This window comes from Psychrobacillus sp. FSL W7-1493 (assembly GCF_038004905.1).
Lineage (GTDB): Bacteria > Bacillota > Bacilli > Bacillales_A > Planococcaceae > Psychrobacillus.
Window position 1 is genome coordinate 97,707 of record NZ_JBBOSB010000001.1, and the last position, 13,389, is coordinate 111,095.

General features: G+C 35.6%; 14 protein-coding genes and 1 riboswitch. Of the genes, 11 read left to right on the forward strand and 3 right to left on the reverse strand.

Going from position 1 to position 13,389, the window contains the following annotated elements; genetic code table 11:
• Positions 1-163 precede the first annotated feature (163 nt).
• The 8 genes from safA to MKX96_RS00515 all read left to right on the forward strand — a co-directional run bounded on the left by safA (position 164) and on the right by MKX96_RS00515 (position 7,629).
• Positions 164-769, forward strand: a complete 606-nt coding sequence (gene safA, locus MKX96_RS00480; protein ID WP_340881266.1) for a SafA/ExsA family spore coat assembly protein — start codon at positions 164-166, stop codon at positions 767-769.
• Positions 770-1,067: 298 nt separating this feature from the next.
• On the forward strand, positions 1,068-2,045 hold the full coding sequence (locus MKX96_RS00485; protein ID WP_340881268.1) for a M23 family metallopeptidase: 978 nt from the start codon (positions 1,068-1,070) through the stop codon (positions 2,043-2,045).
• Positions 2,046-2,180: 135 nt separating this feature from the next.
• Positions 2,181-2,363, forward strand: a riboswitch (Lysine riboswitch).
• Positions 2,364-2,490: 127 nt separating this feature from the next.
• On the forward strand, positions 2,491-3,327 hold the full coding sequence (locus MKX96_RS00490; RefSeq protein WP_340881270.1) for a transporter substrate-binding domain-containing protein: 837 nt from the start codon (positions 2,491-2,493) through the stop codon (positions 3,325-3,327).
• Between the two features lie 104 nt (positions 3,328-3,431).
• A complete protein-coding gene (locus MKX96_RS00495; RefSeq protein ID WP_169359780.1) occupies positions 3,432-4,193 on the forward strand; it encodes an amino acid ABC transporter permease in 762 nt (253 codons plus the stop codon).
• Between the two features lie 17 nt (positions 4,194-4,210).
• Positions 4,211-4,945, forward strand: a complete 735-nt coding sequence (locus MKX96_RS00500; protein WP_340881273.1) for an amino acid ABC transporter ATP-binding protein — start codon at positions 4,211-4,213, stop codon at positions 4,943-4,945.
• 168 nt (positions 4,946-5,113) lie between these two features.
• Complete coding sequence (locus tag MKX96_RS00505; RefSeq protein ID WP_340881275.1) at positions 5,114-5,914, forward strand: alpha/beta fold hydrolase; 801 nt, start codon at positions 5,114-5,116, stop codon at positions 5,912-5,914.
• 18 nt (positions 5,915-5,932) lie between these two features.
• On the forward strand, positions 5,933-6,907 hold the full coding sequence (locus MKX96_RS00510) for a sensor domain-containing diguanylate cyclase (RefSeq protein WP_340881276.1): 975 nt from the start codon (positions 5,933-5,935) through the stop codon (positions 6,905-6,907).
• An 11-nt stretch (positions 6,908-6,918) separates the two neighbouring features.
• A complete protein-coding gene (locus MKX96_RS00515; RefSeq protein WP_340881278.1) occupies positions 6,919-7,629 on the forward strand; it encodes a GNAT family N-acetyltransferase in 711 nt (236 codons plus the stop codon).
• A 54-nt stretch (positions 7,630-7,683) separates the two neighbouring features.
• Here MKX96_RS00515 and MKX96_RS00520 read toward each other — a convergent pair whose 3' ends face one another.
• Positions 7,684-8,019: a heme oxygenase gene (locus MKX96_RS00520; protein WP_340881280.1), complete on the reverse strand. Its 336-nt coding sequence runs from the start codon at positions 8,017-8,019 to the stop codon at positions 7,684-7,686.
• Positions 8,020-8,283: 264 nt separating this feature from the next.
• Here MKX96_RS00520 and MKX96_RS00525 point away from each other — a divergent pair, with 264 nt between their 5' ends.
• Together MKX96_RS00525 and MKX96_RS00530 are read left to right on the forward strand one after the other, a co-directional pair.
• Positions 8,284-9,450 carry a TraB/GumN family protein gene (locus MKX96_RS00525; protein WP_340881282.1) on the forward strand — a complete coding sequence of 389 codons (1,167 nt, stop codon included), beginning with the start codon at positions 8,284-8,286 and terminating at the stop codon, positions 9,448-9,450.
• Between the two features lie 241 nt (positions 9,451-9,691).
• Positions 9,692-10,684, forward strand: a complete 993-nt coding sequence (locus MKX96_RS00530; protein WP_169359773.1) for an EAL domain-containing protein — start codon at positions 9,692-9,694, stop codon at positions 10,682-10,684.
• 44 nt (positions 10,685-10,728) lie between these two features.
• On the opposite strand, the gene tatA is transcribed toward MKX96_RS00530, so the two are convergent.
• Both tatA and tatC read right to left on the reverse strand, forming a co-directional pair.
• Positions 10,729-10,932, reverse strand: a complete 204-nt coding sequence (gene tatA, locus MKX96_RS00535) for a twin-arginine translocase TatA/TatE family subunit (protein WP_169361283.1) — start codon at positions 10,930-10,932, stop codon at positions 10,729-10,731.
• Between the two features lie 82 nt (positions 10,933-11,014).
• Positions 11,015-11,788 carry a twin-arginine translocase subunit TatC gene (gene tatC / locus MKX96_RS00540; protein ID WP_169361282.1) on the reverse strand — a complete coding sequence of 258 codons (774 nt, stop codon included), beginning with the start codon at positions 11,786-11,788 and terminating at the stop codon, positions 11,015-11,017.
• Between the two features lie 396 nt (positions 11,789-12,184).
• Here tatC and MKX96_RS00545 point away from each other — a divergent pair, with 396 nt between their 5' ends.
• Positions 12,185-13,384 (forward strand): MFS transporter, encoded by a 1,200-nt coding sequence (locus MKX96_RS00545; protein WP_340881286.1) that lies wholly within the window; start codon positions 12,185-12,187, stop codon positions 13,382-13,384.
• The last annotated feature ends 5 nt before the right edge of the window (positions 13,385-13,389 follow it).

The window sequence follows — 13,389 nt, forward strand, 5'->3', positions numbered from 1 at the left end:
GTTACCTTTGAACCAATTATTTTCCCCATACTATCAAGCTTTCTCTTTTATTTGTTTTTCTTTGTAATCTAACTGTAAAATTACATCCAATTATTAAGGGATGATTTATAGGACTTTTTTATTTTACTATATTAATAGAGTAAAAAAAGAAAGGAAGATTACCTTGTTTAGAACCAAATTAAAAGTTGCTGCAGTAGCAGTCGCAATTTCTTTATTATTACCACTAACTGCATTTGCAGCTAATACCTATACCGTTGTATCAGGAGATTCTCTATGGAAAATAGCAGTAAAAACACAAACTGGAGTTTCAGAATTAATTGAGAAAAATCCTCAGTTAGAAAATCCAAATCTTATTTATCCAGGACAAAAAATAAATGTTCCTACAAAAGATTCTTATAACATTGAACAAGATGTAATTAAACTGGTAAATGTTGAAAGAGCAAATGCTGGCCTGTCTCCATTAAGCTATGACTGGGAGCTAGGAAGAGTGGCACAATATAAATCACAAGATATGCACGATCAAAAATATTTTAGCCATACAAGTCCTGTTTATGGAACTCCATTTACAATGATGAAGAATTTTGGAATTAGCTATAAATCAGCAGGAGAAAATATCGCACAAGGTCAAACGACTGCGAAAGCAGTAGTTAACGCTTGGATGAATAGTGAAGGACATAGAGCCAATATCTTAAACAAAAACTATACTCATATTGGGGTAGGTTACGTGAAAGACGGAAACTATTGGACTCAAATGTTTATACAAAAATAATTGATTTAGGGTGGGAATGACTACGCAAGATTGTCATTTCCACTCGTTTAGTTTAAGGCCTATGTCTACCCTTTAAAGTGTAGATGTAGGCTATTCTCAATTTCTATTTATGTTCCATGTGAAACTTTTCCTTCGATATCAACAATACAAAAAAGAAATAAATAAAATCTGCAAAAGGAAACGGAGAATCTACACCCTCGTTTCCTTTTACTTTTCATGTTAAGTGAAACCTTAGTTAACTTTTTCCGTATTACATGATAAATACTGACAGTGTTATAAATTGGAGGTAAACAGAGCCATGAATGTAGAGGAATTTATAACTCCAGAAAGTTTTGGAGAAGTATTCTTATATGGAAACCATGAAGAAATTTATAACCAATGCGTTAAAGAATTTAAAGAGCTAGTATCACTGGACCAATTTACTGATTTAGCCATTTCCTTTAATCACGGTGTTGAAAGCTACCAAATGTATAAAAAGATCGAAATGGGTTATTCAACTCAGTATTTATGGTTAGATAACAATAAGGAGAGAATAGTTAGTGTAACCTTTGATACGGCTAACTACATCCAGGGCATAGTATTAAAACCTTATGTAACCTTCCCTAAAAGCGATCAACGTTACACCAAAAATAAATATATAATGCCTATTAAAGAAGAATGGCTTGTTTTCTGGGGTGGGACGAATGAATTTCTTAATTATCATTACGTTTATGAATCTCAGCGCTATGCATATGATTTAGTGAGGATGAAGGATGGTCAGACGTATAAGGATAATAGATTACTCAATGAAAGTTACTATGCTTTTGATAAAGAGGTAGTTGCGCCAGCAGACGGTAAGGTAGTAAAGGTTATGAATAATATTGTAGATAATATTCCCGGAGAAATGAATGAAAAAGAACCAGCCGGAAACTATGTCATTTTGGAGCATAAAAATAGAGAATATAGCTTGCTTGCGCATTTTAAACAATATTCTATAGTAGTAAAAGAAGGAGACGCGGTGAAGCAGGGACAAACAATTGGCCTTTGTGGAAATTCTGGAAACTCCTCTGAGCCTCATATACATTTTCAGGTGATGGATTCGTCTGATTATGTGAACTGCCATTCTATACGTATAAGTTTCAATGATGGGATTGAGCCAATTCAAGGCGATACAGTAACGACATACAAACCGAACGAAAAGTCAAAAATGGATGTCTTTGATAAAGTGGAAAATACATTTACTTTAGCAGATTTTTTCTTATTTATTCCCCGTATTATTGGTTCATTTTTTAAATAAGACTGTTCGTTTCTATTTAGAATAATGAAGTTATAAAAATAGTAATATTTTGATTAATCAATAGAATGTTTGTTGACAGATGAAAATCTCTATTGTAGACTATGAACAACTAATTGAATATAACCTCGCTTTTATAAGTGAGGTAGAGGCGCGATATTTAACAGTCCTTAGAGGAGCTTGAGATGCTTAGATACTAAGGAGAAGGAAATGTCGCCGAAGCTTGTAATAAACTCATTATTACATGCTGGGTCTGCAGTGAAGAATTGCAGGACTGTCCGTTATAAACGTCCCGGTTTATAATGGTGTGCTATCTCATGGGGAAAAGTAGAGGATTTAGGGCAACCATACATTATGACCTGAGTCTACCTCAAGTCTTTTTTTGTACAGTTGTCCTTTTTGTATGGTTGCATACATATAATAACTTTAAAAAAGGAGATTACTAGAGATGAAAAAGAGACTATTTACATTAACATTTTTACTATCCATTTTTTTATTGCTTGCTGCTTGTGGAACTAAAGAGGAAGAAAGCAGTGGATCAGCATCTGCTCAAGATACATTTACTGTAGGACTTGAGGCAGGATATGCCCCCTTCAACTGGACTCAAATGGACGACAAAAACGGTGGAGTAAAATTGGACGGTAACGCAGAGTATGCTGGTGGATACGATGTAGAAATTGCTAAAAAAATTGCAGAAGGCTTAGGTAAAGAACTGGTAATCGTTAAAACCGAATGGGACGGTCTAGTTCCAGCTTTAACTTCGGGTAAGATTGATGCAATTATTGCTGGAATGTCACCAACAGCAGAGCGTAAAAAAACAATCGATTTCTCTGAAAACTATTATACTTCCAACTTTGTTATGGTTGTAAAAAAGGGCGGAAAATTTGAGGGTGCCACTTCCATTCAAGACTTTAATGGAGCAAAAGTCACAGGCCAATTAAATACTTCTCACTACGGAGTGATAGACCAAATTAAAGGTGTAAAAAAACAGCCTGCATCAGATAACTTTCCAGCAATGCGTGTAGCACTGGAATCTGGTATGATCGACGGTTATGTATCTGAACGTCCAGAAGGAATTAGTGCTTCCTCTGCAAATGACAACTTCAGCATGGTTGAATTCGAAGAAGGATTTGTTGCAGATGAAGAAGAAACAGCTGTTGCAGTAGGATTGAAAAAAGGTAGCGATTTAACAGATAAAATAAATGAAATATTAGCAGGAATTTCAGAAGAAGAGCGTCAAGAAATTATGGATAATGCTATTTCCAATCAACCAGCTGCAGAATAAGTATACTAACGGCTGCTAATAAAAGCAGCCGTTTCATTTTTTAAAGTACTTACGCAATTGGTTAGTGGATGTTCGAGGCAACAGAAAGTGTAAGGAGGAAGACAATGAGTTTAGAATGGATTATCTCCATTATCACCAATAACTGGCCGATGTTTTTGCGTGGAGCAGGAGTAACCCTGTTGATTTCTATTATAGGAACTATTGTAGGAGCAATCATTGGATTATTAGCAGGCGTTATTAGGACCATCCCACTACCTGAAAAGAGGGTAAGTAGATATTTTTTAAAGCTGGTTAATCTTATTCTGTCCATCTATATAGAATTCTTCCGAGGGACACCAATGATCGTCCAAGCTATGGTCATCTTTTATGGATCATCACTGGCCTTTGGGTTAGATATGGATCGTTTACTAGCAGCAATTTTTATTGTATCTATTAATACGGGAGCGTATATGGCTGAAATTGTTCGGGGGGGAGTCATTTCAATTGATAAGGGACAATTTGAGGCATCACAAGCGATAGGGATGAATCACATTCAAACTATGCTATATGTTGTGTTACCCCAGGTTATCCGTAACATACTTCCAGCAACGGGCAACCAATTCATCATTAATATTAAAGATACCTCTGTTTTAAATGTGATAGGGGTAACGGAATTATACTTCCAAACGAAGTCTGTAGCTGGAAACAATTTCAGATATTTTGAGTCATTCTTTGTAGCTTGTATTTTATACTTCATCATGACGTTTGCGGTTACATTAATTTTACGACATTTTGAAAAGAAACTAGATGGACCCGAAAATTACACTGTCATTGGTCAGCCTATGCAAATGGCTGTACTGCCAAAAGGTCCTTATGAAAACAAGTAAACAAAGGAGGAGCAAATATGGAACACGTAATTGATATTCAACATCTAAGCAAATCCTTTGGAGCACATGCAGTTTTAAAAGATATAAATTTCTCTGTAAAAAAAGGTGAGGTTGTATGTATCATAGGCTCTTCAGGATCGGGCAAATCAACACTTCTGCGATGTGTTAATTTATTGGAAAAGCCTAGTGGGGGACAAATTATTTATAAAGGAAATAATATTTTAGATAATAAGCATGATATCAATTCCTATAGGACAAAGCTTGGTATGGTATTTCAGCAGTTTAATTTGTTTAATAATCATAATGTATTAAGCAACTGTTCAGTTGGACAGGTAAAGGTATTAAAACGTTCTAAGGAAGAAGCCGAAAAAGTTGCGATGAAATATTTAAAGGTGGTAGGCATGGATGGCTACGTCAATGCTAAGCCAAAGCAATTGTCTGGTGGACAAAAGCAGAGAGTAGCTATTGCACGAGCTTTGTCTATGGATCCTGATGTAATGCTGTTTGATGAGCCTACATCTGCACTTGATCCAGAAATGGTCGGTGAGGTATTAAAAGTTATGAAAGAGCTTGCGAATACTGGCCTGACCATGTTGATTGTTACGCATGAAATGGAATTTGCCAAGGAAGTCTCTGATCGTATAGTCTTCATGGACAAAGGAGTCATTGCAGAGGAAGGACCTCCAGACCAAATATTTAACCATCCTTTACAGGATCGAACGAGGGAATTTTTAAAAAGAACAAGGAAGTAGACTCTAGGATGTTAGTAGCATTTCATTCTTTTACCTAGAATAAAATTCAATAAAATAGTATATTGGTAATATATACATTGGTTAAATTATCAAATCTATGTAAGGCTTCCCTTTCAAAAGAAAAGGAAGCCTTTTATATAAGGTATGAAATAAACTAGAGGTGTTCCTATGAGTGAAGTATTAAAACGTAATAATGTAAAAGTAATTGGAAATAAGGAAAAAGTAATCATGTTTGCGCATGGCTTTGGATGTGACCAAACGATGTGGAGGCATATTATTCCTTCATTTTTGAATGACTATAAAATTGTATTATTTGATTATGTTGGTTCCGGTGAATCGGATTTAAGTGTTTATAATGCAGAGAAATACGCCTCGCTTAAAGGCTATGTCCGAGACGTCTTAGACATAGTAGAGGCATTGGAATTGAGAGACGTTATATTTGTAGGTCATTCGGTAAGCTCCATGATTGGTATGTTAGCAGCGATTCAAAAGCCGGATGTTTTTCAGAAGTTGGTTATGATTGGACCATCTCCGAGATATCTTAATGATCACGAGTATTACGGTGGATTCGATGAAAGAGATATCCACGAGATGCTAGATATGATGGAGATGAATTTTATAGGGTGGGCAAGCTATATGGCTCCAATAGTGGCTGCCACTGAAAAACACCCCGCGGTAGCAAAGGAAGTAGAAAAAAGTTTTAGTTCAACAAATCCGAAGATAACAAAACAATTTGCAGAGGTGACCTTCTTTTCTGACCATCGTAAAGATTTAGAGAAATCATCTATTCCGGTGCTAATCATTCAATGCTCAGAAGACAGTATTGTTCCTATTCAGGTAGGAGAATATTTACACCGTCATATAGAGAATAGTGAATTTAAGATAATGGATGTAAAGGGTCATTATCCTCACCTAAGTCACCCGTGTGAAACAGCAGAGCTCATTAAAGAGTATCTATACCAGGTGTAGGGAAGGGAATGACATTTTATGGAGGAACGTTTGGATTTGGCACCTTGTGGCTATGTCACTATTAGTCAAGAAGGTATGCTAATTGATATGAATAAAACCTTTCTTCAAATGATAGGGTTTTCCTTTGACGATCTTTCTCAAAAACATATAGAAACAATCATGTCTAAAACGAATCAGTTTATATTCCATACTTATTTTTATCCTTATATACGATTATATGGACATATGGAAGAATTATTTCTTAGTCTACAGCATAAGGATGGGCAGAGCATTCCTGTGTTGTTAAACGGGAAAAAAGCTACTCGAGAGGGTGCAGATGTAATTGACTGTGTATTAGTTTCTATGGGAAAACGAATAGGATATGAACAAGAAATAAGGCTAGCCAAAAAGCAATTAGAGGAAGCATTTCGAGAAAAAGAACTTGCTCTTTCTAAATTAGAAGAGCTTCATGAAGAAATAGAGGAAAAGCAAGAAAAGCTACTTGAACTAAATAGAAAGCTAGAGAGATTAGCTATAACTGATAAATTGACTGGTTTAAAAAACCGTCGTTATTTTCATATCAAGCTAGAAGAGATGATCATACATTACGAGCAGAAAGGACAGGCTTTTTCCTTATGCTTAATAGATATCGATCATTTTAAGCAAGTGAACGATACTTGGGGTCACACAATGGGAGATCAAGTGCTAGAGCAACTAGCTAAAATAGCCGAAGTAACAGTACGTCCAGCGGATACATTACTTAGATACGGAGGGGAGGAGTTTATCGTTCTTCTCCCGTTTACTAATGCACAACAGGCTAAAAACCAGGGAGAACGTTTAAGGCAGGAAATAGAAGCAGCAAATTGGGTGATAGGTGAAGTGACGATAAGCATGGGGATAGCAACATATACATCCGAAGACACGCATGCAAGCGTGGTAGAGAAGGCTGATCAAGCGTTATATTATTCCAAGCGAAATGGTAGAAACAGAATTACGCATATAGACGACTTATAGGGGGCGCACAGATGGTTGCTTTTAACGTCATAAAAAAAGACCAGGAATACTGGCTTGCCGATCAAATAAAAATGAGTCAATCTAAAGAAGAATATTGGGCAGAACTAAAAAATATTTTAGCAGATTGGGAAAGCAATCAGGTAAATTATCTGTCGCTTCTGATGGATGCGGAGTATGAGGAACAATTATTAAATGAAGGTTTTCATAAGGTTTCTTCCGTGGTGGAATATACAAGAACACTAGAAGAACACTTTATTTTAGATAGTTCTATTTTTGTGCAATCTCTTTCGGATAGCTTGATGAGGGATGAGGAATTTGCCAAACTATATGATGCATGTCGAAGCGGATCTGCGAACAAAAATAATTTATTCTCTATTGATCAAATTATGGATGCCTTCTTAAATGAGTTAGGTTCTAACTGGCGTAACCATTGTCATATCTTCTATAAAGCAAAAGAACCTTTGGGTATCAGTATTCCTCATATAGAAGACGGAACTACTGAGGAAGGTAGATTGTTTTACTTTGGAGTAACTCCAGAGCATAGAGGTAAAGGTTTAGGGAAGGTACTTCACTTATATTCATTAGAGCTTTTAAAGAATATGCATGCGACATATTATGTAGGTAGTACAGATGAGAACAATGAATACATGATTCGGATTTTTAAAGCCAATGGATGCTTATTAAGGGATAAAAAAGGAATCTATCGTATCGATAATCGATAAATAAATGCAAAGGAGCAAGCGATATAACATCACTTGCTCCTTTTAATAATTTATTTAGATGGAAATTGCTCCAACAGTAGAAGCCACTTTAGAAATGATTAACTCGCTACCTAATAGTGGAGATTCTTTCGATGCTTCTGCAGAACCTGGTTCTGGACGTTTATGTGCTGCCTTGAAGAGGTCGCTATTTTTCCATGCTTGGAAGCTTTCTTCGTTTTCCCAATACATATTGACATTCATTTCATCATATTCAGTGGTACCCTGTGTAATAGTAACCTCTACTTTTACGAAGCCTTCCATTTCTTGAAGTGGGCTTGGCTTTGTAAAGTTTGGAGCCATTCTTTCTGCAAATCCTGGTTTTGTTTTAATACGATTCGTAACGATAATCATTAGACATTCTCCTCTTTATAACTTATTTAAATCAATGTAAGTATAACATTTCAATCTCAAATTTAAACGTTTCATGTACTAAGAAGAATCTTAAAATACAAGGGGAAAAACTCAAAATAAACAGATTAGGTTACGATTAAATCTCCTATTTTTTTGTATAAACAAATTGAATTTTATGCCCAAGTACTTCATTATTATAGATACAAGTCTTTACATGCTCAGTCGACTATGTAAAGAAATACATTTACACGAAGGAAGTAGTTTATGTCGGAAGCAAATATAACTCGTTTAGAGGTCGATGGCAAGGAAATTATTTTGATTGGTACTGCTCACGTTTCAAGGTTAAGTGCTGAGCAGGTGAAAGAAGTGATTGAAAAAGAAAAACCGGATTCCGTGTGTATAGAGTTGGACGAACAGAGATATCAATCTATTACAGATAATAACAAATGGAAAGAGACAGATATTTTTAAAATCATAAAAGAGAAGAAAGCAACATTGCTATTGATGAACTTAGCTATTTCTTCCTTTCAAAACCGTATGGCGAAGCAGTTTGATATTAAACCCGGCCAGGAAATGATTCAAGGGATAGAGAGTGCAAAAGAAAATGGAGCAGAACTTGTACTAGCTGATCGTAATATCCAAATAACATTTTCACGTATCTGGCATAATCTTGGTTGGCTTGGTAAGTCTCAGCTCCTAACGTCAGTATTTTATAGCATTTTTAGTAAAGATACCATTTCAGAAGAAGAGCTAGAGAATATGAAGTCACAAGACACTCTCAACGCAGTGCTTGCAGAATTCACAGAGTCATTTCCAAGGTTGAAAACACCATTAATCGATGAAAGAGACCAGTTCTTAGCTCAAAAGATTAAGGAAGCTCCAGGGAAAAAAGTTGTAGCAGTTTTAGGGGCAGCTCATGTTCCGGGGATTACAAAAGAAATATACAAGCATCAAGATTTAGAAAGACTATCTGCTGTCCCTCCGAAATCTATTTTACCTAAAATCATTGGATGGTCCTTGCCTATCCTTTTAATAGCTTTGGTTGCTTATACTTTTATAGCTAATCCTACGGCAGGATGGGACCAAGCATGGAGCTGGATTATTTGGACGGGATCCATGGCAGCAATAGGAGCAATTGTAGCATTAGGTCATCCTTTAGCTGTAGTTACAGCATTTATCGTGGCACCAATAACCGCACTCCATCCTATATTAGCCTCTGGTTGGTTTTCAGGATTAGTGCAGGCTTATATGAAACGACCAACGATAGGGGATTTTGAAAGGCTGTCCGAAGATGTATTTACGATAAAAGGATTCTGGAAAAATAAGGTGACAAGAGTCTTGCTAGTTTTAGTGTTAACTAACCTGTTTGGTTCTCTCGGCACAATTATCGGAGGTGCTGATGTCATCAGAGTATTCTTTAAAAACCTATAAAGACCTTAAAGGAGGAGCCTGAGATGCGCTTCTCTTTTTTTGTGTTTCCTTATCGGACAGCCATTGAATGTGTTTATGAATTTTGAAATTACTTTTTGTTGCTACTCCCATCTTCCTATATTTATTTAATAATCATCAATCAAAGACTTCTGATTATGCATGTAACAAAATATTTAATATAATCATTATAATAGGAAAAAATACATAATTATGAATAGTATTATAGGTAGGAGGGATTATATTGGAATGTAGCGGTTGTGCAGTAAGAGATTTGATAGTTGAGTTCAAAATGGACGGTGACCTGAATAATCAGGTGTTCCCGGATATAATAGAGTTTATTCAAAGTAGGACATTAAAGTTAGAAGAGAATAATCGTCATTTTACTCTTCGCGAGAATGATGCGAAGGACTTTGTTGACTATAGTATAGATCATTTAGATATTACGAAGATATCCTATAAGATTCCTAATAAGGATTGGCAACCTTTCTATAAGATAGAGGAATTGTTTAAGGTAGAGTGGGTGGACAGTGTAATTAGGAACGAACAAGTAATTATCTACTATCAGCCAATTGTAGATAAAAATAACAAGACATATGCCTATGAACTTCTTTCTAGATTTTTAGATGAGGATGGGGAAATCTTATATCCTGGCCAGATTTTTAGCGCTGCTAAAGAGAGAGGAAGACTTTATGCGTTAGACCGGATTTGTAGAATGACTGCTGTAAAATATGCTGCAAAGCTAGACAATAAAAAAGCATTCATAAATTTTATACCAACCTCTATCTATTCGCCGGAGCATTGTCTTAAATCCACCAACGAGGTAGCCAATCGTCTAGGTGTTAATCCTAGAAACTTGGTTTTTGAAGTTGTAGAAACTGAAAAAATAGAAGATGTTAACCACTTAAAAAAGATTCTGGCCTTTTATAAAGCAAGGGGCTACCAATATGCCTTAGACGATGTAGGAGTAGGACATAGCACTCTGCAAATGCTAGAGGATATTAAGCCCCATTATATGAAGCTGGACATGAAATATGTTCAAGGGGTGACCTCTGATAAAGAGAAACAAAGAGTTGCATTGCAATTTTTAGAAAAAGCATTAGAAATCCATTCCATCCCATTAGCAGAAGGGGTAGAGCAAAAAGAGGATTTTGAATGGCTGAAAGACGCAGGCTATCAATTATTTCAAGGATACTACTTTGGAAAACCTCTCCCGCATCCCTTGGAATATAAGTGATCAAGAACAAAAAAACCGAGCAAAATATATGCTCGGTTTTTTTATTATGCTTTCTTTTTAGCGTTTGTATCAGTGTCTTCTAACTTGAATTCTTCAGCTACATCGTCAACGATGTCTTTTGTAGACTTTTTAAATTCTTTTAATGTTTGTCCAACTGCTCTACCTAGTTGAGGTAATTTAGAAGGTCCGAAGACGATTAAAGCAATGATTAGAATAATGATTAAACCTGGTACGCCGATGTTTGGCATGGTGTTTCCTCCTAATGAATATAATTGTCTATCTATTCAAATGGCTTAAGTATTAGTCAAGTGTATCGTTATTATATCATGCTTATTCACTTTGGCTGTCCTCGAGTTCTTTTTCTAAAAGAGCCTCTTTGGCTAACCGACGCTTATAAGACCAAGATGATACTAAAATGCTTATTTCAAATAATAACAATAAAGGTATGATAATGATGAAATCTGAGATAAAGTCTGGAGGTGTAATGGAAACCCCTACAACTACTAATACGAAGTATGAAACTTTTCTCATCTTACGCAGTCGATCTGGCGTGATAATTCCTAGCTTCGTAAGGAATAAAATAATTACAGGCAGTTCAAACACTATTCCAACAGGAATAATTAAATTAAACATAAATGTAAAGTATTGCTGCATTCCATAGGTTTCTGTGGCACCTATAGATTCATTGATATTAGACATGAAATCTAACATCAAAGGAAATAAAATAAAGTAGCTAAAGCTAATACCAGCTAAAAATAAGAAAAAAGAAACTGGTATAAAGTAAATAGTCCCTCTAGCTTCCTTGTCCAATAGCCCCGGTCTTACGAATAACCATAATTGATGCATAGCAATTGGTAAGGTTACAAGAATAGCCAAGACTAAAGCACATTTTACATAGATCAATAAACCATCCGTGTAACCGAATATGTTCCATTCTACATGTGCTGCTGTGGGCTGTTGCTTAAGAAAGTTTAATGTTTTAGGAGCAAACCAAAATCCTGCTGCAAGAGATAGGATAAAGGTAGCTGCTATAATTATTAGGCGTTTTCTAAGCTCAGCTAAATGTTCAACTAGTGTAAGCTCCGGCTCTTGTGTAATTGCCATTTTTGTTCACCCCATCTTCTTTAAAACAAAAGGGAAGCAGTTTATATTAGTGCTAAAGTTAGCATATTGTTACATGAATGTCCTGTACCAACTACCCATTATACTCTTTCCAGTCAATTTGTAAACTAGAAAACTTTATAATTGTCATATCAGGATAAAACTGATAACTCCTTATATTCTAAGGGTTTAACGAATAAAATGAAATGTTTAAAGCTACCCTTTTGTGTACTTTCTATGAAGAAATATTGTCTAACGCATTGCTTTATTAACGGTTGGTTTAAATTTGTATTTTTTCCGTTAGATTTATAAGGGAAATATTTGTAAATAATACTCTTGTTTTCCTGGAAATGAGGTATATAATTCTATCTATCTCATATGAAATGGACGGAATGAATCTTGAGAACGTATAACGAGAAAGTCAGTATATATCATGGCATGGCTTCTACTATTGCTTTAAATTTTTCTAATAATTTTTTCCCGATCTTTGCGATCACTATATTAGGCGCAACTAACTACCAGGTTGGATTAATCAGTTCACTTCCTCCTCTAATCGCATTGCTAATGACAGTGCCTGCAGCTATCCTTTTGAACAAAGCCTATACTCAAAAGAAGCTAGTCGCAGGGTCAATTTTACTTGCAAGATTATGTTTCTTATTTATTGTATTAGTGATTTATTTACCTTCGCCATCTATGCAGGCCTGGTCTTTTTTAATTATTATTGCCCTTATCAGTGTACCCAATACCGTTGCCAATATAGGTTGGCAAACGTTTATCAGTGGGATGATTGCAGAAGAGCGGAGAGGTCAATTTTTTAGTGATCGAAATCGATTGTTGACTTTAGTTGGTCTTGTAGCCACGTTAATGATCGGTATCGTAATGAGAGAGGCTTCTGCAAGTGTAAGTGCATATCAAATTTTGTTTTTGGTAGCCTTATTATTTGGAATATTAGAAGTGTACTTTGTTATGAAGCATGAAGAAGCACCTGTTCAAATAGATGAAAGCGTTGAAAAAAAGAAATCAATGGATTGGTCTATATTTAAAGATTCCAAATATGTTTCGTTCTTAGCAGCCGCTCTCTTTTTTAACTTTGCATGGCAGATGGCGTGGGGTCTATTCAATATTTATAATGTTAGAATAGCAGGAGCTACGATTTTTTGGATAAGTATGTTCTCGGTGGGCAGTATGCTCATGCAATTTTTTACCTTTCCTTTATGGAGGCGCTGGGCAGAGAAATATAGCAATCTTCGAATGTTTATTTGGGCTGCAGTAGGAATGGCTACAACACCATTCCTTGTTGTGCTGTCTACTAACTTATACTACTTAACTATGATTCAAACGACGTCTGGTTTCTTTCTATCTGGGACTGTACTCATATTGTTTAATTTGCTTTTAGAAAAATCACCAGAACAGTCAAGAACTTATTGTATTACGACATATAACGTTTTATTGGCATTAGTAGCGTTTGTTGCTCCTCAAATGGGTATTATTTTATTAGAGCTTGTTGGCATGGAGTCAGCTATGACAATCAATTCGTTTTTACGATTGCTAGGAGCTGGTGGATTTTTATATGTGTATATTAGACAGAAGAATAGATAAAGATG

Bases quoted from the DNA above. Each gene is read 5' to 3' on its own strand.
- tatA (WP_169361283.1), bottom strand. From the start codon at position 10,932: ATGCCAAACATCGGCGTACCAGGTTTAATCATTATTCTAATCATTGCT.
- MKX96_RS00515 (WP_340881278.1), top strand. From the start codon at position 6,919: ATGGTTGCTTTTAACGTCATAAAAAAAGACCAGGAATACTGGCTTGCC.
- MKX96_RS00525 (WP_340881282.1), top strand. From the start codon at position 8,284: ATGTCGGAAGCAAATATAACTCGTTTAGAGGTCGATGGCAAGGAAATT.
- MKX96_RS00510 (WP_340881276.1), top strand. From the start codon at position 5,933: ATGGAGGAACGTTTGGATTTGGCACCTTGTGGCTATGTCACTATTAGT.
- MKX96_RS00500 (WP_340881273.1), top strand. From the start codon at position 4,211: ATGGAACACGTAATTGATATTCAACATCTAAGCAAATCCTTTGGAGCA.
- MKX96_RS00495 (WP_169359780.1), top strand. From the start codon at position 3,432: ATGAGTTTAGAATGGATTATCTCCATTATCACCAATAACTGGCCGATG.
- MKX96_RS00490 (WP_340881270.1), top strand. From the start codon at position 2,491: ATGAAAAAGAGACTATTTACATTAACATTTTTACTATCCATTTTTTTA.
- MKX96_RS00505 (WP_340881275.1), top strand. From the start codon at position 5,114: ATGAGTGAAGTATTAAAACGTAATAATGTAAAAGTAATTGGAAATAAG.
- MKX96_RS00485 (WP_340881268.1), top strand. From the start codon at position 1,068: ATGAATGTAGAGGAATTTATAACTCCAGAAAGTTTTGGAGAAGTATTC.
- MKX96_RS00520 (WP_340881280.1), bottom strand. From the start codon at position 8,019: ATGATTATCGTTACGAATCGTATTAAAACAAAACCAGGATTTGCAGAA.
- tatC (WP_169361282.1), bottom strand. From the start codon at position 11,788: ATGGCAATTACACAAGAGCCGGAGCTTACACTAGTTGAACATTTAGCT.